The 21295-nt window shown below is 67.0% G+C and carries 15 protein-coding genes; 11 read left to right on the top strand and 4 right to left on the bottom strand.

Translation table 11 applies throughout. The annotated features are described in order from the left end of the window. The first annotated feature begins 1 nt into the window (after nt 1). The 5 genes from hisIE (at nt 2) to ABE546_RS07990 (ending at nt 5226) form a co-directional block, all read left to right on the top strand. The gene (gene hisIE / locus ABE546_RS07970; protein ID WP_346463197.1) at nt 2-628 is read left to right on the top strand and encodes a bifunctional phosphoribosyl-AMP cyclohydrolase/phosphoribosyl-ATP diphosphatase HisIE; all 627 of its coding nucleotides are present in this window, start codon (nt 2-4) and stop codon (nt 626-628) included. Nucleotides 629-720: 92 nt separating this feature from the next. Then, on the top strand, nt 721-2319 hold the full coding sequence (locus ABE546_RS07975; RefSeq protein ID WP_313211792.1) for a calcineurin-like phosphoesterase family protein: 1599 nt from the start codon (nt 721-723) through the stop codon (nt 2317-2319). Nucleotides 2320-2464: 145 nt separating this feature from the next. Further along, nucleotides 2465-3466: a glucokinase gene (locus ABE546_RS07980; RefSeq protein ID WP_346463180.1), complete on the top strand. Its 1002-nt coding sequence runs from the start codon at nt 2465-2467 to the stop codon at nt 3464-3466. A 33-nt stretch (nt 3467-3499) separates the two neighbouring features. Then, a complete protein-coding gene (locus ABE546_RS07985) occupies nt 3500-4498 on the top strand; it encodes a N(4)-(beta-N-acetylglucosaminyl)-L-asparaginase (protein ID WP_346463182.1) in 999 nt (332 codons plus the stop codon). Further along, entirely contained in the window at nt 4495-5226 is a 732-nt protein-coding gene (locus ABE546_RS07990) for a copper homeostasis protein CutC (RefSeq protein WP_346463184.1), read from the top strand. Before ABE546_RS07985 ends, ABE546_RS07990 begins: the two co-directional genes overlap by 4 nt. Before the next feature lie 78 nt (nt 5227-5304). On the opposite strand, the gene ABE546_RS07995 is transcribed toward ABE546_RS07990, so the two are convergent. Then, nucleotides 5305-8388: a TonB-dependent receptor gene (locus tag ABE546_RS07995; protein ID WP_346463185.1), complete on the bottom strand. Its 3084-nt coding sequence runs from the start codon at nt 8386-8388 to the stop codon at nt 5305-5307. Between the two features lie 569 nt (nt 8389-8957). Between ABE546_RS07995 and ABE546_RS08000 the strand changes: the two genes are divergently transcribed. The 6 genes from ABE546_RS08000 to ABE546_RS08025 all read left to right on the top strand — a co-directional run bounded on the left by ABE546_RS08000 (nt 8958) and on the right by ABE546_RS08025 (nt 18913). Beyond that, complete coding sequence (locus ABE546_RS08000; protein WP_346463186.1) at nt 8958-11444, top strand: GH92 family glycosyl hydrolase; 2487 nt, start codon at nt 8958-8960, stop codon at nt 11442-11444. 118 nt (nt 11445-11562) lie between these two features. Further along, nucleotides 11563-12606: a LacI family DNA-binding transcriptional regulator gene (locus tag ABE546_RS08005; protein WP_346463187.1), complete on the top strand. Its 1044-nt coding sequence runs from the start codon at nt 11563-11565 to the stop codon at nt 12604-12606. Between the two features lie 110 nt (nt 12607-12716). Beyond that, nucleotides 12717-13961, top strand: a complete 1245-nt coding sequence (fucP, locus tag ABE546_RS08010) for an L-fucose:H+ symporter permease (protein WP_313218182.1) — start codon at nt 12717-12719, stop codon at nt 13959-13961. Nucleotides 13962-13968: 7 nt separating this feature from the next. Continuing rightward, complete coding sequence (locus ABE546_RS08015) at nt 13969-14964, top strand: carbohydrate kinase (RefSeq protein WP_346463188.1); 996 nt, start codon at nt 13969-13971, stop codon at nt 14962-14964. Continuing rightward, on the top strand, nt 14961-16154 hold the full coding sequence (locus ABE546_RS08020) for an AGE family epimerase/isomerase (RefSeq protein ID WP_346463190.1): 1194 nt from the start codon (nt 14961-14963) through the stop codon (nt 16152-16154). The genes ABE546_RS08015 and ABE546_RS08020 overlap by 4 nt, the downstream gene beginning before the upstream one ends. Before the next feature lie 89 nt (nt 16155-16243). Then, nucleotides 16244-18913 (top strand): glycoside hydrolase family 2 protein, encoded by a 2670-nt coding sequence (locus ABE546_RS08025; protein ID WP_346463192.1) that lies wholly within the window; start codon nt 16244-16246, stop codon nt 18911-18913. Nucleotides 18914-19162: 249 nt separating this feature from the next. Here ABE546_RS08025 and mtnC read toward each other — a convergent pair whose 3' ends face one another. The 3 genes from mtnC to ABE546_RS08040 all read right to left on the bottom strand — a co-directional run bounded on the left by mtnC (nt 19163) and on the right by ABE546_RS08040 (nt 21187). Next, on the bottom strand, nt 19163-19861 hold the full coding sequence (gene mtnC, locus ABE546_RS08030; RefSeq protein ID WP_346463194.1) for an acireductone synthase: 699 nt from the start codon (nt 19859-19861) through the stop codon (nt 19163-19165). Nucleotides 19862-19864: 3 nt separating this feature from the next. Continuing rightward, nucleotides 19865-20428: an acireductone dioxygenase gene (locus tag ABE546_RS08035; protein ID WP_313218192.1), complete on the bottom strand. Its 564-nt coding sequence runs from the start codon at nt 20426-20428 to the stop codon at nt 19865-19867. Nucleotides 20429-20545: 117 nt separating this feature from the next. Then, nucleotides 20546-21187: a methylthioribulose 1-phosphate dehydratase gene (locus tag ABE546_RS08040; protein ID WP_123729133.1), complete on the bottom strand. Its 642-nt coding sequence runs from the start codon at nt 21185-21187 to the stop codon at nt 20546-20548. Nucleotides 21188-21295 lie beyond the last annotated feature (108 nt).

Genomic DNA, 21295 nt, shown 5'->3' on the forward strand with positions numbered 1-21295 from the left:
AGTGGGTTTGATTGACGTGCAGCCGTCGCGCGAGGCGCTGGCGCAGCTGGACTGGGGCAAGGGCGATGGCCTGCTGCCGGTGGTGGTGCAGGACACCGACACGTTGCGCGTGCTGATGCTCGGCTATGCCAATGCGGCGTCGCTGGAGCAGACCCTGGCCACGGGCCATATGACCTTCTTCAGCCGCAGCAAGCAACGGCTGTGGACCAAGGGTGAATCCTCCGGCAACGTGCTGGCGGTGACCGCCGTGCGGATCGACTGCGACAACGACACCCTGCTGGTGAGTGCGCGCCCGGCCGGGCCGACCTGCCACACCGGCAGCGAGAGCTGCTTCCCGCAGGCACCGGGCAACTTCCTGGGCCGCTTGGATACCGTGGTGCGCGAGCGCGAACAGCAGCGCCCGGCCGGCAGCTACACCACCTCCCTGTTCGAGGGTGATATCCGCCGGATCGCACAGAAGGTGGGCGAGGAAGGGGTGGAGACCGCGCTGGCCGGGGTGGTGCAGGACGATGAGGCGCTGCTGGGCGAGTCGGCCGATCTGCTGTTCCATCTGACCGTGCTGCTGCGTGCGCGTGGGCTGTCGATGGATGATGCGGTCGCGGTGCTGGCGGCGCGCCACGCCGGGTAGGCAGGGCTGCACATCGTTTAACGTCGGTGAAACGCGGTGCAGGCGATGATGTGCGGCTCTACAATTCCCCACCCCCGACCGGACCGCCCCCGATGACCCGTACTGCCGCCTGGCTGGCTTGCCTGCTGTTGATGACTTCGCCTGCCTGGGCTGCTGAAACGACCGTCACCGGCAAGGTGTATCAGGAGCGCGACGGCAAGCCCGGCCGCGGCCCGACCGATCCCGGCCTGGCCGGTGTGCAGGTCTCCAACGGCGAAAGGATCGTGCGCACCGCCGCCGATGGCAGCTACAGCCTGCCGGTGCGCGAGGGCCAGACCGTGTTCGTGATCAAGCCCGACGAGTACCGCTTCCCGGCCGCCGCCAACGGGTTGCCCTCGTACTGGCGCCACTACGCGCCGCAGGGATCGCCGAAGCTGAAGTACGACGGCATCCGCGCCACCGGCGGCGCCACCCGCAACTGGGATTTCGCGCTGGAACCGGCCAAGGGCACCGATGCGGCACGCAACGGTTTCGAGATGCTGGTGTTCACCGATTCGCAGACCGCCAGCCGCCAGGACATCGGCTACTACCAGCGCGCCATCGTCGAGCCGATCATCGGCAAACACCCGGCGCGACTGGGCACGACCCTGGGCGACATCGTCAATGACGACCTGCGCCTGTACCCGGACATCAACAAGGTCACCGCGCAGCTGCAGGTGCCGTGGTTCCACGTGCCGGGCAACCATGACCTGGACATGGACGCCGGCAACGATGCGCACTCGCTGGACAGCTGGCGCGCCGTGTATGGCCCGGATACGTATGCGGTCGAAGAGGGCGGCGCGAGTTTCGTGTTCCTCGATGACGTGGTCTACGACCCCAAGGCCAAGCCGAGTTACGTGGGCGGCCTGCGCGCGGACCAGTTCACCTTCCTCGGCAATTACCTCAAGGGCCTGCCGCGTGATCGCCTGATCGTGCTCGGCATGCACATCCCGCTGTTCGATGCGGCACCCGGCCGGGAGACGTTCCGCCATGCCGATCGCACGCGCCTGTTCGCGCTGCTCAAGGACTTTCCGAACGTGCTGGTGCTCAGCGGCCACAGCCACACCCAGCAGCACTACTACCACGGCGCGGCCGAAGGCTGGCAGGGCAGCAAGCCGCTGCACGAGTACAACGTGGGCGCGGCCTGCGGGGCATTCTGGTCGGGCGTGAAGGACAGCAGCGGCATCCCCGATGCAACCATGAGCGATGGCACCCCGAACGGCTATGCGGTGCTGTCGGTCAAGCCCGGTGGCGACTACGGCCTGCGCTATTACGTGGCGCGTGCGCCGGACGATTACCAGATCGCCCTGCATGCGCCGAAGGTGCTGCGCCAGGGCGCGTATCCGGCGTGGGGGGTGTACGCCAACGTGTTCATGGGCCAGGCCGATTCGCTGGTGGAGTACCGCGTGGACGATGGCGCCTGGCAGCCGATGAAGCGTGTCGAGCAGCCCGATCCGCGGCTGCTGCAGGAGAACGTCGCCGACGATACCGCCGAGCGCCTGCGCGGTTTCGACCGCTCGCCGGAAGCCACGCCGTCGCCGCACCTGTGGCGCGGCGCGCTGCCGACCAACCTGCCGGTAGGCGAGCACAAGGTGGAGGTGCGTGCCGTGCAGGGCGATGGCCCGACCGCCACGGCCAGCACCAGCTACCGCCTGCAGACCGCCAAGCCCTGATCACGGCGCCGTGGATTCAGTACGGCGCTGTATGGCGCAGGCGGCTTTGCATTCCCCCGGCGATGCCTGAGAATCGCCGGGATTCAATCGATTCAACCAAGGCAAGCGAGTGAGCGCAGCGGTACCGGTTCCGGCTCAACCTGATGTGGCGCGGACCGCGGCCCACCGGGATTCCCCCCCTGATACGCTGATCGTGGCCGATGTGGGCGGTACGTTCGCCCGCGTCGCGTTGGCCACCGTGCGGGCGGGCGCTGCGCCACAGCTGAGCGGCCTGCAGCGCTATACCTGCGCCGAGCACCCAAGCCTGGCCGCGATCCTGGCCGCTTTCATCGCCAGACTGCCGGCAGCGCCGGACAGTGCCGTGGTCGCGATCGCTGGCCTGCTGGATGGTGACCACCTGGTCAACACCAATCTGCCGTGGCCGGTCTCGGTCGCCCGGACCCGTCACGATTCCGGGCTGGCGTCGCTGGCGCTGATCAACGATTTCGAAGCGGTGGCCTATGCGATTCCGCACGTGGCGCCGGACACGCTGGTGGCCCTCAACGGGGACGCCGATGCTACCCCGCGCTGGCCGGCGCTGGTGCTCGGCCCGGGCACCGGCCTGGGCGCGGCGCTGCGTTTCGAGGGCGGCGAGCGGCCGGTGCTGGCCAGCGAGGCCGGCCATGCCGCATTGAACGCGTGCAACGGGCTGGAACTGGAGGTGCTCTCGCGCCTGCTGCAGCGCTGGGAGCACGTGGACAACGAGCGCGTGCTGTCCGGTGGCGGGCTGATGAACCTGTATCCCTGCCTGTGTGACATCCGTGGGGTCACACCGCACTGGACCAGCACCGAGGCCCTGATCGCGGCCGCCCACGAGGGCGTGGATCCGGTGGCGGTCGAGACGCTGGAGGTGTTCTGCGCCTGGCTCGGCAGTCTGGCCGGCGACCTGGCCACGACCTTCGGTGCGCGCTCGGTCTACCTGGCCGGTGGCATCTCCACGCGGGTGGACCGGTTCCTGCGCGATGGCCGTTTCCGCGCGCGGTTCCTGGCCAAGGGCGTGATGCACGATGTGCTGCGCCAGGTGCCGATCTGGCGGGTGGACCACGGCGAGCTCGGTGTTCTTGGCGCGGCGGTCTGGCATGCGGAGCATCGCTGTATCGTCGTGTAATTCCCTCTTTGTCCGTTCACTGGAGACGTACCCATGACTGACCGCAGGCGATTTCTCCAGGCCAGTGCCCTGGCCGCTGGCGCCCTCGCGCTGCCGACGTTGCAGGCGCGTTCCGCCTCCGGTGCGCGCGTGGTGTCCACCTGGGATTTCGGCGTAGGGGCCAACCAGGTCGCCTGGAAGACCCTCTCAACCGGCGGCTCCGCGCTGGATGCGGTGGAAGCCGGTGCGCGCTGGGCCGAGAGCGACCTGTGCAATCCCACCGTCGGGCACTGCGGCAATCCGGACCGTGACGGTGTGCTGAGCCTGGATGCCAGCATCATGGACGGCGATGGCCGCTGCGGTTCGGTGGCAGCGCTGAGCGATATCGCGCACCCCGTCTCGGTGGCGCGTCGCGTGATGGAGCAGACCCCGCACGTGATGCTGGTGGGCGAGGGCGCGCAGCAGTTCGCGGTGCAGCAGGGCTTCGAGCGCAGGAAGCTGCTCACCCCGGAAGCCGAGAAGGCCTGGCGCGAGTGGCTCAAGACCGCGCAGTACACCCCCGAGATCAATGCCGAGCGGCGCAGCCGTCCCGGTGACAGCAGCAACCACGACACGCTGGGCATGCTCGCCATCGATGCCCAGGGGCGTCTGGCCGGTGCCTGCACCACCAGTGGCATGGCCTGGAAGATGCACGGCCGCGTGGGCGACAGCCCGATCATCGGTGCGGGCCTGTACGTGGACAACGAGGTCGGTGCGGCGACGGCCTCGGGCGTGGGTGAGGAAATGATCCGCAACGCGGCCTCCTTCCTGGTGGTCGAGCTGATGCGCCAGGGCCGCTCGCCGGCCGAGGCCTGCCGCGAGGCGATCGCCCGGGTCGTGCGCAAGCGCCCTGAGGCAAGCAAGACCCTGCAGGTGTGTTTCCTCGCGTTGAACAAGCACGGTGAGGTCGGCGCCTACGCGCTGCATCGCGGCTTTGTCTACGCGGTCTGCGACAAGGACCGGCAGGACGACCTGCGCGATTCCGCTTCGGTGTACACGAGCGAACAGACGTGAGCGCGTCGCGCCGGGTGCTGGAGATCGCGTCGAATTCGGTGGCCTCTGCGTTGGCCGCCCAGCAGGGCGGCGCGGATCGGATCGAACTGTTCGACAACCTCGCCGAGGGCGGCACCACGCCGTCGCAGGGCAGCATCGCGGTCGCCCGTGAGCGCCTGCAGATTCCCCTGTTCGTGCTGATCCGGCCGCGTCCCGGCGATTTCCTCTACACCGCGCTGGAGGCCGAGATCATGCTGCGCGATATCGCGTACTGCCGTGCGCTCGGCTGCGACGGTGTGGTGATCGGCGCTCTGGATGCCGACGGTGGCATCGACATGGCGTTGTGCCGGGAACTGGTGTCCGCAGCAGGCCCACTCGGCATCACCTTCCACCGTGCCTTCGATGCGGCGCGTGATCTGCCGGCGGCACTGGAGCAGATCGTGACGCTGGGCTGCCAGCGCATCCTGAGTTCGGGCGGGCAGGCCAGTGCGCTGGCCGGTGCCCATGTGCTGGCCGCCCTGGTGGCGCAGGCAGGCGACCGCATCTCACTGATGGCTGGTGCGGGAATCACGGCGGCCAACGCCGTGGAGGTCGCCGAGCGCAGTGGGTGCACCGAACTTCACGCCTCTGCGAAGACGACGCAGCCCTCGGCGATGCGTCACCACAATCCCGCCCTGATGGGCCTGTCACCGGACTGGACCGCCACCGACGTGGCGCAGGTCAACGCACTGCGCGCGGCGCTGGATTAAAAAAAACGGCAGCCGCCTGTACAAGCGCAGCTGCCGTGGAGGACCGTTGCCCCGCCCGGAGGCGGGGGCGGGTGACGCTTAGAACTTCCAGTTCACGCCGAAGTACAACTGGCGGCCGGTGTAGGTGTTGGACACCAGGCGGGCCTTGGTGTCGTTGCCCAGATGGATGCGCTGCTCGGACTTGGTCGCGTTCAGCACCGAGGCGGTGAAGGTCAGCGCTTCGGTGAAGTTGTAGGCCACGTTGAGATCCAGCTGGTCGTACGGTTCGGAGTACTGGCTCATGCCATTGACCGGACCGCCCACGACTTCACCGCGGCGGTTGTACGACGCGCGTGCCAGGAACGTCTCGTTCTCGTAGAAGATGGTGACGTTGGCCTGGTTCTTGGCGCTGCCCACCAGCGGCGAGGAACCAATCTCTTCGCCATCGAGCACGATGGCGGCCAGGTTGGTGTCGTTGTAGGTGTAGTTGGCCTGGATACCGAAGCCCATGTCGAAGGTGTACTGACCGTACAGCTCCACGCCCTGGGAGACGCCATCACGACCATTGGCCTGGGTCTCGTACTTCTGCACCGTGACCGTTTCGCCACCGACATTCATCTGCTGGTCGCGGACCACCGGGACCGTGAAGTTGTCCACGTTCTTGCGGAACAGGCCCAGGCCCGCCACCGCGCCGGGCTTGAAGTACCACTCCAGGCCGACGTCGAACTGGGTCGCTTCGAACGGCTCCAGGTTCTTGTTGCTGCCATAGCCGTACCAGCCGGGCGTGTCCGTGCCGCCGGCAACGCGACGGTCGTTGCTGTACTCCTCGCTGATGTAGTTCAGCGCGCCGGGGGCGGCGATGCTGGTGTAGCTCGGGCGTGCGATGACCTTGGAGGCCGCACCACGCAGCACCAGCGTATCGGTGATGTCCCAGGCGATGTTGAAGCTCGGCAGGAAGTCCGTGTAGGTCTTGTCCATCGAGGTGAACGCGTACGTTTTCTCGCGCGCCAGGCCGTCCGGCAGGCGCACGAAGCCGCTCTGGCAGACGTAGCCGGTGTTGGAGGCGATCAGCGGCGCTGCAGCAGGATCGTTGCAGCCCATCGGCGAGCCGGCGGCGTTGTCCTGGAAGTAGTCGTTGAACTTCTCCACCGAGTCGCTGGATTCGGCGAACTGCTTGGTCCGGACCACGCGCACGCCGACGTTGCCGCGCAGGCGCTCGGTACGGAAGTTGGCCTGGAAGTAGCCCGAGTAGATCTTCTCGTTGACGTTGTAGACGAAGTCCTCTTCCTTGCGGCTGTGCGACCCGCCGTACTTCTCGTTGAGGTAGTTGATGTAGGCGGGATAGTTGATGCCCGGGAACACGTTGGCGTTGAAGCCGCCGGCGATGTTGCTGATCGGGTTGGACAGGAAGAAGCCCGGCTGGGCGACACCGGCGGTGGCATCGCAACCGGCCTGGTAACGGTTGTTGTCGTAGTCGGCCGGATCCTTGCCCTGGCACACCCAGTAGGTGTTGCCGGTATTGCGGTGCACATCGCCGTCGCGGTACTTGGCACCGAACTGGATGGAGTCCAGCCAGCCGCTTTCAAACAGCTTGGTGAAGTCGGCCTGGAAGTAGTTCTGCTTGACCTCGGTCTGCATCCACGACGAGCCGGTCGAGCCGGTGTCGATCTCGGCGATGCCGGCCATCAACTGGTCCTGCAGGTTCGGCGAGAAGGTGGCGCTCGGCGTACCGGTCAGATCCCACGCGCTGTACGAGTTGCCGGACTGCCAGACCCCGTCGACCTGGCGGCGCGGCTTGGCGGACATGCCGAAGTTCATCGACGGGCCGCCTTCGGACCAGGTGCGGCCACCGGTGAAGGAGGCTTTCCACAGCGGGCTGATATCCCACTCGACGGTCAGGTCGCCGGTCTGCGAGAGCGCCTTTTCCTTGCTGTAGGTACCGGTCAGCTGCGGGGTGGGGATGGTGCAGTCGTCCGGACCCCAGCCGCCCGGTGCCATGCCAGCGGCCGCGGCCTGTTCTTCGCTGCAGTAATACGTCTTGCCGGCCAGCTTTTCGTACTGCGCGCCGGTCACGATGCTGCCGGAGGGGTCGAAGCTCAGCCCGTTGAGCAGGCGGCCACCGTCCCAGTTGCCATCGCCGTTGAAGCGGGCGAGGTTCCATTCCGGGATCTTCAACATGTTCTGGGTGTAATTGCCTTCCAGCTCGAAGCGGAAGTAATTGGCGGTCAGCGTCAGGTTGTCGGTCGGCTTGAACTGGAAGGTCAACTGGCCGCCGGTGCGCTCGCGCTTCTCTTCCTTCACGGCGAAGTTCACCGAGGTCGGCATGAAGAACTCGCTGTAGTTGCGGCCGCTCTGGTCATTGAAGCCGGACTGGCCCCACCAGTAGTGGATACCGTCCTGCAGCTGCGGATTGCCGTACGCATCCACCGCGTCGGTGCCGTTGCCGTACCACTGGTAGTCCTCGGTGCTCGCCTGCATGGTGCGGCTGGTGCGGGTCTGCTTGGTCGCGCCGACCAGCACGCCGAAGCGCTCATCCTTGCTGTGCCAGGAGTACAACGCCGACGCCTGCGGATCCACGTCGTGGCTGGTGTCCGAGGAAGTGCCCTCCAGGTTCACGTAACCGGAGTTGGCTTCCATGTCGAGCGGACGACGGGTGTGCAGGATCACGGTGCCGCCGATGCCGCCTTCATCCAGGCGCGCCTCCGGCGATTTGAACAGCTCGGCGCTGGAGAGCATGTTGGCCGGCAGCAGCGTGTAGTTGAACGAACGGGTGGCCTCGTTGTTGGTTTCCGAGGTCGCCACGTAGTTGCCGTTCAACTGGGTCAGGGTCAGGTCCGGGGCCAGGCCGCGGACACTGACGGTCTTGCCTTCGCCGCCGCTGCGCTCGATGACCACGCCCGGCACGCGCTGCAGCGCGTCGGCCACGTTCTTGTCGGGGAACTTGCCCACGTCTTCGGCGGTGATCACTTCCACCACGGCGTTGGCGTCGCGCTTCTGTTGCAGACTTTTTTCGATGGCGTAGCGGTAGCCGGTGACGGTCACGCTGTCGAGCGTGGTGGCATCCGGTGTGCCGGTGGCCGGGGTGGCTTGTTGCGCGAACGCGGCCGGCACGACGGCCGTGGCCAAGGCGCTGGCAATGGCCGCGGACAACGCAACGCGGCGGTGCATGCGTGACATCTTCATTCCACTCTCTCCCTCTCCTGGATTGAAACGGTGGCGATACGAATTCTTTGAATCGATCTAATGGGTGGAGCCAAATTCTCTCGAGCGTCGAGTTGCCTGGCGCGTCCCGCATGCATCGCGTGGGCAGTCCCCCGGCTCCCCACTTCCGGCAATCGTGACCGTTTTAAGTTGGATCGATCTAAACGATTGGCGGGGGATTTTTAGCACGACCGCGCGAGGGAAGCATGCTGCTCCGCAATATGGACACGGGGCGTGCTTTCGGTTGAAGCCGGCCGATCCCGCGACGTTGCTGGGTCCGGGGCTTTAGCCCGGTATATCGACCGATGAGGCGGGTTGTCGGCTGTCGGCACCGGGCACTGCCAGGCACTGCGCAGCCTCGGGCACGGTCGGGTGCTGGCGATCAGCCATCGATGTTGCAGCGCAGAATGCATCCGTTGAAATCTCCGTGCTTTACTTAAATCGATCTAAATTCACCGGGGTGTGGATTGGGTCGCCCCAGTGCAGGGGACCAGCGGCGCCCGCCGCCACTGGTTCGCGCTGCCGCCACGTCCGCCAAGGAGTCCGTGTCCGTGACCCGTTTTTCTCAACGTCTTTCCGTTGTTCCCGCCGCCGGTGCCGTCCGGGCCCGCCGCCGCCCGCTGGCTGGGCTGGTCTGCCTGCTGGCGCTGAGCTGCGCGCCGCTGTTGCTTCAGGCCGCGCCTGCGGCGCTGGAGCGCGAGGTCAACACCTTCATCGGCAGCAAGGACGACGGCAATACGTTCCCGGGTGCCTCGGCGCCGTTCGGCCTGATCCAGGTCAGCCCGATCGGTGAGCACTACGCTGGCTGGCGCTACGACGATCCCAAGATCCGCGGTTTCGGGCATTCGTTCCTGTCCGGTGCCGGCTGCTGGGAGCAGGGCGGCCAGGTCTCGGTCCTGCCGGTGACCGGCAGCATCGGCCCGGGCGGTGACTTCAATACCGACGACGCCAAGAGCTTCGACCACAAGCGCTACGCCTCCAGCTACACCCACGAGGGTGAAGTCGGGCAGGCGGGCTACTACAAGGTGCGCCTGACCAACTACGGCGGCATCGATGCCGAGGCCACCGCACGCACCCGTGCCGCGGCCGAGCGTTACACTTTCGCCGCCGATGCGGGCACCGGCCACGTGCTGGTCAACCTCGGCCAGGCCAACGAGCGCCATTCGGTGATCGGCAGCGTGGTCGATGTCGTCGGCGACCGTGCGGTGGAAGGCAAGCTGGTCACCAAGAGCTTCTGTGGCGGGCATCAGTACACCACCTGGTTCCGCATCGAGTTCGACCGCCCGTTCAAGACGTTCGGGACCTGGGGCGAGGGCGGCGGCCTGCCGGGTGCACGCCATGGCATGGAAGGCGAGCTCAAGCCCAGCGGCGCCTGGCTCAGCTTCGATCTGGCCAAGGGCCGTGCGGTGACCGCGGTCAGCGCGATCTCCCACGTGGATGCCGAAGGTGCGCGCGCCAATCTGCGCAGCGATGGCATGCAGGGTGAGCGCCTGCTCGGCTTCGATCAGATGCGCCAGATGGCCCAGCAGCAGTGGCGCAAGGAATTGGCGGCCGTGCGTGTCCAGGGCGGCAGCAGCGACGACCGCACCGTGCTGTACACCGCGCTTTACCACGCGTTGCTGCAGCCGCTGACCGGCAGCGATGCCGACGGCCGTTACCGTGGCTACGACGACACCATCCATCGCGCTGACGGCTGGACCTACTACGAGTACTTCTCGCTGTGGGATACCTACCGTGCGCAGAACCAGTGGCTGGCCCTGACCAAGCCGGAGGTCGCGCGCGACATTGGCCGGACGCTGCTGGCCATCGAGGAGCAGGGCGGTTGGCTGCCGCGCTGGGGGTACGCCAACTTCGAAACCAACGTGATGACCGGCGACCCGGTGACGCCGTTCCTGGTCGACCTGTGGCGTTTCGGTGCGCTGGCCGGCCGCGAGGGCGAGGCCTACACCGCGCTGCGCAAGAACGCCTTCGAGGTGCCGCCGATGAACTCGCGTCACGCGGGTCGTTCGGGCAACCCGAGCTACCTGGCCAACGGCTACGTGCAGTACGACCGCGCCTTCCCCTCCAAGGGCATGGACGTGGACCCGCACCACGGTGGCTCGGCGACGCTGGAGTACGCACTGGCCGACTGCGCACTGGCACAGATGGCCGATGGCCTCGGCCATGCCGCCGATGCCGGCGTGCTGCGTGAGCGTGGCCGCAACTGGCACAAGGTATGGGACCCGTCGGTGCGTGACGAGGAGGGCGATTTCAACGGCTTCCCGCGGCCGCGCATGGACGATGGCGCGTGGTACCTGCCCGCCGATGGCAGCTACAGCCCGCGCTCGCACCATGGCTTCCATGAAGGCACCGCGTGGCAGTACCAGTGGCTGGTGCAGCAGGACGTGCCGGGCCTGGTCCAGGCCATGCACGGCCGCGACCAGACCGCGCGGCGTCTGGATACCTTCTTCGCGTACGACGCCCTCGTGACATCGCCGCTGACCGCCGCGCGCAAGGAGTGGGTGGTCGGGCCGTACAGCTATTACAACCAGTTCCGCTACAACCCCAACAACGAGCCGGACCTGCACGCGCCGTGGATGTACACGCTGATCGGGCAGCCGTGGAAGACCGCCACCGTGGTGCGCGCCGCGCAGCAGCTGTTCACCAATGCGCCCAACGGCGTCACCGGCAACGATGACCTGGGCACGATGTCGGCCTGGTACCTGTTCAGTGCGCTGGGCCTGTACCCGGCGGTGCCGGGCAGCGGCGAGTTCCTGTTGCATACGCCGCGCTTCGCCCGCGCCGAGATCGATCTGGGCCAGGGCAGGACGCTCACCCTGAAGGCGCCGGGCGCCGACGGGCGCCAGCTGCAGTATGTCCAGAACGTGCAGGTGGATGGCCGCGCGCATGCGCCGGTGTGGCTGGACTGGGCGCAGCTGCAGCGCGGTGGCACCATCGCCTTCGCCCTGGGCAGCACCGCGCAGGAGAACGGCTGGGGTACGCAGGCCGAGGCACTGCCGGCGTCCTTCTGCGCCACCCCCGGCGCGGTACTGGAATGAGCCACGCGCCGGCCCGCGCCGTGGCCAGCCCACCGGGGTTGACCGTCGGCACGGGCACGGACCGCTGGTCAATGCGATCGTTTAGGCTTGCACCTTGCTTGAGGAACCCGACGACCCGATGAAAGACAAGGCCACCCCCGCCGGCAAAGGCACGCGCGCGGTCACCGTGACCGACATCGCCGAAGCGATCGGCGTGTCGCGCGCGACCGTCTCGCTGGTGCTGCGTGGCAGCCCGCTGGTGAACGTCGACACCCGTGCCAAGGTGGAGGCCGAACTGCGACGCCAACGCTACGTGTACAACCGCGGCGCGGCCAATCTGCGTCGCCGCACGTCCTCAAGCGTGGCCCTGGTCATCAACGACCTGTCCAACCCGTTCTTCGCCGAGTTCGCCTCCGGGGTGGACGAAGCGCTGGGCGGCAAGGGCTTCGTGACCCTGCTCGGCAGCACCGGTGAATCGCCGGAGCGGCAGCAGGCGGTGCTGACCACGTTGATGGAGCACATGCCTGCCGGGCTGATCCTGTCGCCCGCCGAAGGCAGCGATGCCGGGCAGCTGCGCCAGGTGCTCGGGCACGCCAACGTGCTGCTGTTCAACCGCGAGCTGCCCGGTGCCGACTGGGACTTCCTGACCCTGGACAACCAGCAGGGCGCTTACCTGGCCACGCGTCATCTGATCGAGCAGGGCCACCGCCGCATCGCGTTCTATGGCGGCCATGCGGTCTCCAGTTCCTGCCATCAGCGCCGGACCGGCTATGCGCAGGCCCTGGTGGAAGCTGGCATGCCGGTGCAACCGGAGTGGCTGATTGAAACCTCGCCCAGCCGCCTGGATGCGGCCGCGCGCACCGGGGAGCTGTTTGCACTGGATGCCGTCCCGACCGCAGCGGTCTGCTACAACGACAGCGTCGCGCTGGGTCTGATGCTGGGCCTGGCCTCGCGTGGCGTGCAGCCGGGCCGCGACTTCGCGGTGACCGGTTTCGATGATATTTCCGAGGCTTCGGTGGCATCGCCGCCGCTGACCACGCTGACCGTCAACCCGCGCGAGCGCGGGCGACAGGCGGCCGAACTGCTGTTGCTGCGTCTGGAACATCCCGACGCGGCGCCGGCCCGTACCGTTGCACCGGTCCAGCTCCGCGTTCGCGAGAGCAGTGGCTCGATGACCGTCTGATGGCTCCCACAATCACCTGCTCGCGCACTGAGGCGCGTACCTGAATGCCCATCTCTCCTACGCCCCGCCTCCCATCCTCATCCGCCGCCGCGCCCGTGGTGAACACGCGCATGGCGCTGGCCGTGGCGACCACGATCTTCTTCATGTGGGGCTTCCTCACCTGCCTCAATGACATCCTGATCCCGCATCTGAAGGCCGTGTTCGATCTGACCTACGCCCGCGCGATGCTGGTGCAGTTCACCTTCTTCGGCGCGTACTTCCTGATGTCGGTGCCGGCCAGTCGCCTGGTCGCACGGCTGGGCTACAAGAACGGCATCGTGGCCGGTCTTGCCATCGCCGCAGTGGGCGCGCTCGGCTTCTGGCCCGCGGCCGAGCTGCGCGTGTATGAAGCCTTCCTGGGTGCGCTGTTCGTGCTGGCCACGGGCATCACTGTCCTGCAGGTGGCGGCCAACCCGTACGTGGCGCTGCTCGGTCCGGAACAGACCGCGTCGAGCCGACTGACCCTGGCCCAGGCGCTTAACTCGCTGGGGACCGCGATCGCGCCGATCTTCGGTGGCCTGCTCATCCTGGGCAACACCGTCAAGAGTGCGGACGAGATCAATGTGCTGCCGATAGCCGAACAGCTGGCCTATCGCACCCAGGAAGCCCAGTCGGTGCAGGGCCCGTATGTCGGCCTGGCAATCGCGCTGGTCCTGCTTGCCGTGTTCGTCTATCTGTTCCGCCTGCCGGCACTGAATGAGACGACCGAGCAGAACAGCAGCGACAAGCACACCCTGATGGAGGCGCTGCGTCACCGCCACGTCCGGTTCGGCGTGCTCGGCATCTTCTTCTACGTGGGTGCGGAAGTGGCGGTCGGCAGCGTGCTGGTGAACTACCTGTCGCTGCCGAACATCGGTGGCTTCAGCGAACAGCAGGCCACGCATTACGTCTCTGCGTACTGGACGATGGCGATGATCGGCCGCTTTGCCGGTTCGGCCATCATGACCCGCTTCTCGCCGCGCCTGCTGCTGACCTTGTTCGCCAGCATGAACGTGGCGCTGCTGGCGCTGACCATGCTCACCCAGGGGCAGGTGGCGTTGTACTCGGTGGTGGCGATCGGCCTGTTCAATTCGATCATGTTCCCGACGATCTTCGCGCTGAGCATCGAACGCCTGGGCACGCTGACCACCAAGGCGTCGAGCCTGCTGATCATGGCGATCGTCGGCGGGGCGCTGATCCCGGTCCTGCAGGGCAAGCTGGCCGACCATATCGGCCTGCAGCCGTCCTTCATCCTGCCGCTGCTGTGCTACGGCTACATCATCTTCTACGGCCTGTGGGGCTCGCGCCCGGCCGCTGGAATCCGCCAGGGAGCTTGAGGCCACGATGTCCAAGATTGTTTGTTTCGGCGAGATTTTGATCGATCTACTTGCCCAACCGCCGGCCACCCCGGACACCCCGCGTGCCTTCCTGCAGTACGCCGGCGGTGCGCCCGCCAACGTCGCCGTTGCGGCGGCGCGGCTTGGTGCGGACACCCATTTTGCCGGGATGCTCGGCCAGGACATGTTCGGCGATTTCCTCGCCGAGAGCCTGGCCAGTGCCGGCGTGGCGACCGACTGCATCGTGCGTACCGACGCGGCCAAAACCGCGCTGGCGTTCGTGGCACTGGATGCCAGCGGCGAACGCAGCTTCAGCTTCTACCGCCCGCCGGCGGCCGATCTGCTGTTCCGCAGTGCGCACTTCCACCCGAACTGCTTTGAAGGCACGCGCAGCTTCCATGTGTGCTCCAACAGCCTGACCGAGGCCGAGATCGCACAGGCCACGTTGGAGGGCATGCGCCGCGCCCATCAGGCCGGTGCGATGGTCAGCATTGATCTCAACCTGCGCCCGGCGCTGTGGCCGACCGGTGTCGACCCGTTGCCGCGGTTGTGGGAAGCGCTGTCGCTGGCCGACCTGGTCAAGCTCTCGCGCGAAGAACTGGAGTACCTGGCGGCCGCGGTGCCGGGCGGCGACGCGGCCGTGATCGAGCGGCTGCTGGGTGCGCAGGCGCAGGCGGTGGTGATCACCGACGGCGCCGCGCCGATCCGCTGGCATACCCGCCACACCCACGGCGTACTGACCGGTTTCCGCGTGACCACGGTCGATTCCACCGCGGCGGGCGATGCCTTTGTCGGCGGCCTGCTGTTCGGCATCGGCGAGCGCGGCGGTGACGGCACCGGATTTGCCGCGTTCTGCCAGGACCCCACGGCGCTGGTGGATGCGATCCGTTTCGGTGCGGCCGTCGGTGCATTGGCCGTGACCCGCAAGGGTGCCTTCGCCGCGATGCCCAGCCTTCATGAAGTCCAGCAACTGCTGCAGCAACAACAGGATGACGCCGCATGACCACGCCGGTTCCGCCGACCCCCGACTTCCGCTCGCCCGCGTTCCTGCGCGCCCACATCGCCCAGACGATGGCGTTCTACCAGCCGCATGAAATCGACCCCAACGGCGGTTTCTTCCACTACTACCGTGACGATGGCAGCGTGTACGACGCCAGCCACCGCCATCTGGTCAGCAGCACCCGGTTCGTGTTCAACCACGCCATGGCCTACCGCGAGTTTGGCAAGCCGGAAGATCTGGCCGCAGCCGAACACGGCATCCGCTACCTGCGCGAGGTGCACCGCAATCCGGCGACCGGCGGTTATGCCTGGACGCTGCGCGATGGTGTGGTCGAAGACGCGACCAACCACTGCTACGGCGTGGCGTTCGTGCTGCTGGCCTACAGCTGCGCGCTGAAGGCCGGCATCAACGACGCCCGTGCGTGGATGGACGAGACCTGGCAACTGCTGGAGACGCGCTTCTGGGAGCCGGCGTTCGGCCTGTACAAGGACGAAGCCGACGCCGACTGGAACTTCAGCGATTACCGCGGCCAGAACGCCAACATGCACATGTGCGAGGCGATGCTGGCCGCGTTCGAGGCCAGTGGCGAGCAGCGCTACCTGGATCGTGCGCTGCTGCTGGCCGACCACATGACCCGCCGCCAGGCGGCGCAGGGCGATGGCCTGGTGTGGGAGCACTACGACACCCAGTGGCAGATCGATTGGAACTACAACCGCGACAACCCCAAACATCTGTTCCGTCCGTGGGGTTTCCAGCCCGGGCATCAGACCGAGTGGGCCAAGCTGCTGCTGATCCTGGATCGCCACGTACAGGCCGACTGGCTGGTGCCGACCGCGCGGCATCTGTTCGATGTGGCGGTGGAACGCAGCTGGGATGCCGAGCGTGGCGGGCTGTATTACGGCTTCGCGCCGGATGGCAGCGTCTGCGATGACGACAAGTACTTCTGGGTGCAGGCCGAATCGCTGGCCACCGCCGCGCTGCTGGCCAAGCGCACCGGCGATGCCGTGTACTGGGACTGGTACGACAAGCTGTGGGGCTACGCCTGGCAGCACATGATCGACCATCGCTACGGTGCCTGGTATCGCATCCTGGATGCGGACAACCGCACGTACAGCGACGAGAAGAGCCCGGCCGGCAAGACCGATTACCACACCATGGGCGCGTGCTACGAAGTGCTCAACGTGGTGCGTTGAATCCGGTAGCGCCGACCGTTGGTCGGCTGCCCCAAAACCCCGGTAGAGCCGACCGTTGGTCGGCGGCTCCCGCAGCCAGGCAGGTCCCCATGCGCGCGCACAGCCGTCTCCATGTCGTTGCACCGGCCAGCTGGCTGTTGCTGGTCCTGCTGGCAGCATGGGCACTGCCCGTGGCCGCCGCCCCGCTGGCGGCGGAGTGGTCATTCCGCCTGCTGCCTGGTGACGCGCGCGGTGCCGCGCACCCTGACCTGCAGCAGTGGCGCCCGGCGCAGGTGCCCGGGGCCGTGCATACCGATCTGCTGGCGCAGGGGCAGATTCCCGATCCTTACGTGGGTGCGCCGGAAGCCGGGCTGCAGTGGATCGGCTTGGCCGACTGGGAGTACCGCGCACGATTCGATGTGGATGCGGCAACCGTGGCACGCGCGCACGCCGAGCTGGCGTTCGAAGGCCTGGATACGTTCGCCACCGTCACGCTCAACGGCCAGCCGCTGCTGCAGGCCAACAACAGTCATCGCACCTGGCGTGCACGGGTGGACGGCAAGCTGCGGCCTCGCGGCAATGACCTCCGGATCGTGCTGCGTTCGCCGATCCGCAGCCTGCTGCCGGACGTGCAGGCGATGCCGCACAAGATCGCCGGCAACTACCCCTCGCCGTATGGCGATGAGCCCAAAGACGCGATGGTCGGCAATTTCGTGCGCAAGCCGGGCTACCACTTCGGCTGGGACTGGGGCCCGCGTTACGTGACCGCGGGCATCTGGCGGCCAGTGACACTGGAGAGCTGGGACGCGCAGCGGCTGACCGCGCTGGCCGTGCAGACCCGTACGCTGGATGCGACCCGGGCGGATCTGGAGATCACGGTCGAGATAGAGAGTGCCGCGGTCGGCAGCGCTGCGGTGCAGATCGAGGTGCTGGATCCGGAGGGCACGCGCGTGGCGCGCATCGACCGCAAGCCGATGTTCAAGGCCGGGGACAACCGCATCGCGGTGCCGGTGGCGCTGCAGAAGCCGCGGCGCTGGTGGCCGGCCGGGCAGGGCGAGCAGGCCCGCTATACCGTGCGTGCCACCCTGGCGCCTGAGACAGCGAAGGCGACGCACATCGAGCAACGCACCGGCCTGCGTACCGTCGAGCTGCGCCGCGAAGTGGATCGCAACGGCGGACAGGGCTTCGCGTTCGTGATCAACGGGGTGCCTATCTTCGCCAAGGGCGCCAACGTGATCCCGTTCGACATGTTCCCCGCGCGTGTGGACGCGGCGCGGATCCGCCGCGAGCTGACCGCTGCGCGCGATGCCAACATGAACATGCTGCGCAACTGGGGCGGCGGCTATTACGAAGATGACGTGTTCTTCGACATCGCCGACGAACTCGGCCTGCTGGTCTGGCAGGACTTCATGTTCGGGGGCGGCATGCAGCCCGGCTACGATCCGGCGTTCCGCGCGAATGTGGTGCATGAGGCGCGCGACAATGTGCGCCGCCTGCGCCATCACCCCAGCGTGGTGCTGTGGTGTGGCAACAATGAAGAAGAGACCGCGTGGAAGGACTGGGGCCATGGCCGTGACCTGACCGCCGCCGATCCCGCGTTCGCCGCGAAGGTCTGGCAGGGCTATGTGGACCTGTTCGGCAACGATCTGCGCCAGGTGGTGGCCGACGAAGGGCTGGGCGTGCCGTACTGGTCCAGCTCGCCGAGCAATGATCTGGACGAGAAGGCCAACGATTCCACCCGCGGCGACAAGCACTACTGGCAGGTATGGGGCAATCCGGCGCTGCCGGTAACGGCGTACCTGCACGAGACCCCGCGCTTCATGTCCGAGTACGGCCTGCAGGCCTGGCCGGTGCTGCGCACGCTGGACGGCATCATTCCGGCCGCCGAGCAGCAGGTGGACAGCGCCACGGTGCGCGCCCACCAGAAGTTCATGGCGGGCGAGGGCAACCAGCGCCTGCTCAAGTACATCGAGGAGGAGTACGGCACGCCGCGTGACTTCCCCACGTTCGTCTACCTGAGCCAGGTCATGCAGGCCGACGGCATCCAGCTCGCCGCCCTGCATCACCGGGCCTCGCGCCCGTACACGATGGGCTCGCTGTACTGGCAGCTCAACGATGTGTGGCCGGGTGCGTCGTGGTCCAGCATCGACTACGCCGGCCGTTGGAAGGCGCTGCATTTCCACGCCAAACGTTTCTTCGCCGATCACGCGGTGGCGGCGTTGCGCGACGATGGGGTCACCCGGGTGAGCCTGCTCAATGATCGTCAGCAGGGCCTACAGGCCACATGGCGGCTGCGCGTGATGGATCTCGATGGCGCGCTGCGCAGTGAGCAGCGCCACACCGTGGCCTTGCCGCCGCTGTCCGCGCTGGAGGTGGGCCGGTTCGCCGATGCGGACCTGTTGAAGGGGGCCGATCCTGCGCGGACGGTGGCGGTGCTCGAGCTGTTCGATGGCGCGACGCTGTTGTCGCAGCAGGTGGTGTATTTCGTCCCGGCCAAGGCGCTGGCGCTGTCACCTGCGACGATTGATGCTGAGCTGCGCGCCGACGGCAACGGCAACGGCAACGGCAACGGCAACGGCAACGTGTTGACGCTGCGCGCGTCGAAGCTGGTGCGTGCGGTGTGGATCGACTTCGACGGCGTGGATGCCACCCTGGACGACAACGCGCTGGACCTGGTGCCGGGCGAGACCGTCACCATCCGCCTGCGCAGTGAGGCGGACCTGGACACGCTGCGTGATGCGCTGCGCTTCACCTCGCTTGCGGATACGAAGGCAAGGTAACGCAACGGGCGACCGGCATGGCGTCAGCCGATGGGGGTACAGGCGACCGATAGAGCCGAAGGGTAGAGCCGACGGTAGAGCCGACTGTTAGTCGGCTGCTCTTCTTCGATCGGCATGGCGTTAGCCGACGGTAGAGCCGACTGTTAGTCGGCTGCTCTTCTTCGATCGGCATGGCGTTAGCCGACTAACAGTCGGCTCTACCCTTCGGCTCTACCCTTCGGCTCTACCGGTCGGGTTTACCCATCGGCTCTACAGCGTGATCTGCTGGAAATTCTCGACGCGGTCGTGCCCGTGTGTGGCCTCGCCGCTGCGCGGCAGCGGGTAATCGTCCAGGCGGTCGATCAGGCGCGTCTGCAGACCGGCGTCGCGCGCGGCATCCAGCTCTTCCACCACATCGGACAGGAACAGAATCTGCGCGGCCGGTACGCCGATCGCCTCGACAATACGGCGGTAGCTGTCGGCCTCACGCTTGCCGCCCACTTCGGTATCGAACCAGCCCGAGACCAGCCCGGTCAGGTCACCGGCTTCGCTGAAGCCGAAGAACAGCTTCTGCGACGGCACCGAGCCGGAGGAATACACGTACAGCGGCTTGCCCTCGGCATGCCAGCCCTTCAGTACGGCGGCCACTTCCGGATAGAAATGCGCCTTGTAATCGCCGTTGCGGTAGCCGGCTTCCCAGATCATGCCCTGCAGCGCCTTGAGCGCGGTGTGCTTGCGATCCTGGTCGATCCAGCCCTGCAGCGTCTCCACGATCAGGCTGTCCTGGCAGGCGCCACCGATCTCCACCGCTACCGCGTCCAGCCAGCGGCGCACCTGCGGTTCCTGGCCATGCGCGGCGACAAACGCCGGCAGTGCCTTGCGCGCATATGGGAACAGCACGTTCTTGACGAACGAAATGCTGCTGGTGGTGCCCTCGATATCGGTGAGGATGACGGTCGGTTGCGGCATGGATCAGTCGGCCTGGTGCTGTGCGGGGTGGTAACGCGGGAAGGTCTGGGCGATGTCGCTGCCGGTGAAATGGCCGACCCAGCCATCCGGCTCGGTGAAGAAGCGGATCGCCACGAAACTCGGCTCCTCGCCCATGTCGAACCAATGCGTGATGCCATCGGGCACGGCGATCAGGTCGTTCTTGACGCACTCGATCTCGTAGACCTTGCCGTCCACGTGCAGGGTGAACAGCCCGGAGCCGGCGACGAAGAAGCGGACTTCATCTTCCTTGTGGAAGTGCTCGTCCAGGAACTTCCTGCGCAGCTCGGCGCGGTTCGGGTTGTCCGGCGCGATCGAGGCGACATCCACGCTCTTGAAACCGTGCGTGGCGACGAGACGGTCGATATCGACCTTGTAGGCGGCGAAGACCTCGTCCTGGCTGGCGCCCGGCGCGACCTCATGGGCCGCCTGCCAGCGCTCGAACGTGACGCCGATCCGCTTGAGTTCGGCAGCGATCGCCTCGCCATCCCGGCTGTCGAACAGCGGGACATCCGGGGCGGTGTCATCAAAGATACGGAGTCGGCTCATGGCGGCGGCATCGAGGCGAAGAGGGGAAGGAAAGGGTACCAGTGCGGCGCCGGGGTGGGGGCGACGCACTGATGCCGATGCGCGGAATACAGATTCTCTTCAGGAATCTGAGCGCGATCAGCCACGCAGCTTGCGCAGCTCCAGCTCACAGTGCAGCAGGAATTCGAACGCTTCCATGTGGCGGCGCGCCTCGGCCATGGTGCGGCCCCACGCGTACAGGCCGTGGCCGTCGATCAGATAGCCCCACAGCGGCTGGGTGTCGAGCAGGGCGTCGACCTGGGCCGAGAGCACATCCATGTCCTGGGTATTGGCGAACACCGGCACATCGACCGCCATCTCGTGCGTGCTGTTGCCGTGGAAGGCCTTCAGCAGCTCGTAGCCCTCCAGACGGATATGACCCTGCGGCGCATACAGGCGCGAGGCGATGGTCTGCACCGGCGAATGGGTGTGCAGCACGCAGCCGATCTCGGGGAAACGGCGGTACAGCTGGGTGTGCAGCAGCGTCTCGGCGGACGGGCGCAGCGGGCGGCCGACGGCCTGGCCGTCGAAATCCACCACCATGATGTCGTCTTCCACCAGCCGGCCCTTGTCCTTGCCGGACACGGTGATCGCCGCATGGCGGTCATCCAGGCGGTGGGAGAAGTTGCTGCTGGTGGCCGGGGTCCAGCCGGCGTGGGCCAGCTCGCGGACGTTGTCGATCAGCAGCTGGGCCAGTTCGCTCAGGCGCGCGGTGTCGTACGGGAAGGTGGGGGTGTTCATGGGGGCTATTTTACGGCGCTTCCATCGATTTCGCGCGGTCCGTGGTCGTGCCGGCCCCAGGGCCGGGCCGCAAGAGCGAGGACCGGGGGAGTTGGGCCCCGCCCCCGC

It is taken from the genome of Stenotrophomonas sp. TWI377 (assembly GCF_039674525.1).
Classification (GTDB): Bacteria; Pseudomonadota; Gammaproteobacteria; order Xanthomonadales; family Xanthomonadaceae; genus Stenotrophomonas.

Coding starts and splice junctions, on each gene's coding strand:
- ABE546_RS07975 (WP_313211792.1), top strand. CDS start 721: ATGACCCGTACTGCCGCCTGGCTGGCTTGCCTGCTGTTGATGACTTCG.
- ABE546_RS07985 (WP_346463182.1), top strand. CDS start 3,500: ATGACTGACCGCAGGCGATTTCTCCAGGCCAGTGCCCTGGCCGCTGGC.
- ABE546_RS07995 (WP_346463185.1), bottom strand. CDS start 8,388: ATGAAGATGTCACGCATGCACCGCCGCGTTGCGTTGTCCGCGGCCATT.
- ABE546_RS08005 (WP_346463187.1), top strand. CDS start 11,563: ATGAAAGACAAGGCCACCCCCGCCGGCAAAGGCACGCGCGCGGTCACC.
- fucP (WP_313218182.1), top strand. CDS start 12,717: ATGGCGCTGGCCGTGGCGACCACGATCTTCTTCATGTGGGGCTTCCTC.
- ABE546_RS08015 (WP_346463188.1), top strand. CDS start 13,969: ATGTCCAAGATTGTTTGTTTCGGCGAGATTTTGATCGATCTACTTGCC.
- ABE546_RS08020 (WP_346463190.1), top strand. CDS start 14,961: ATGACCACGCCGGTTCCGCCGACCCCCGACTTCCGCTCGCCCGCGTTC.
- ABE546_RS08025 (WP_346463192.1), top strand. CDS start 16,244: ATGCGCGCGCACAGCCGTCTCCATGTCGTTGCACCGGCCAGCTGGCTG.
- mtnC (WP_346463194.1), bottom strand. CDS start 19,861: ATGCCGCAACCGACCGTCATCCTCACCGATATCGAGGGCACCACCAGC.
- ABE546_RS08035 (WP_313218192.1), bottom strand. CDS start 20,428: ATGAGCCGACTCCGTATCTTTGATGACACCGCCCCGGATGTCCCGCTG.
- ABE546_RS08040 (WP_123729133.1), bottom strand. CDS start 21,187: ATGAACACCCCCACCTTCCCGTACGACACCGCGCGCCTGAGCGAACTG.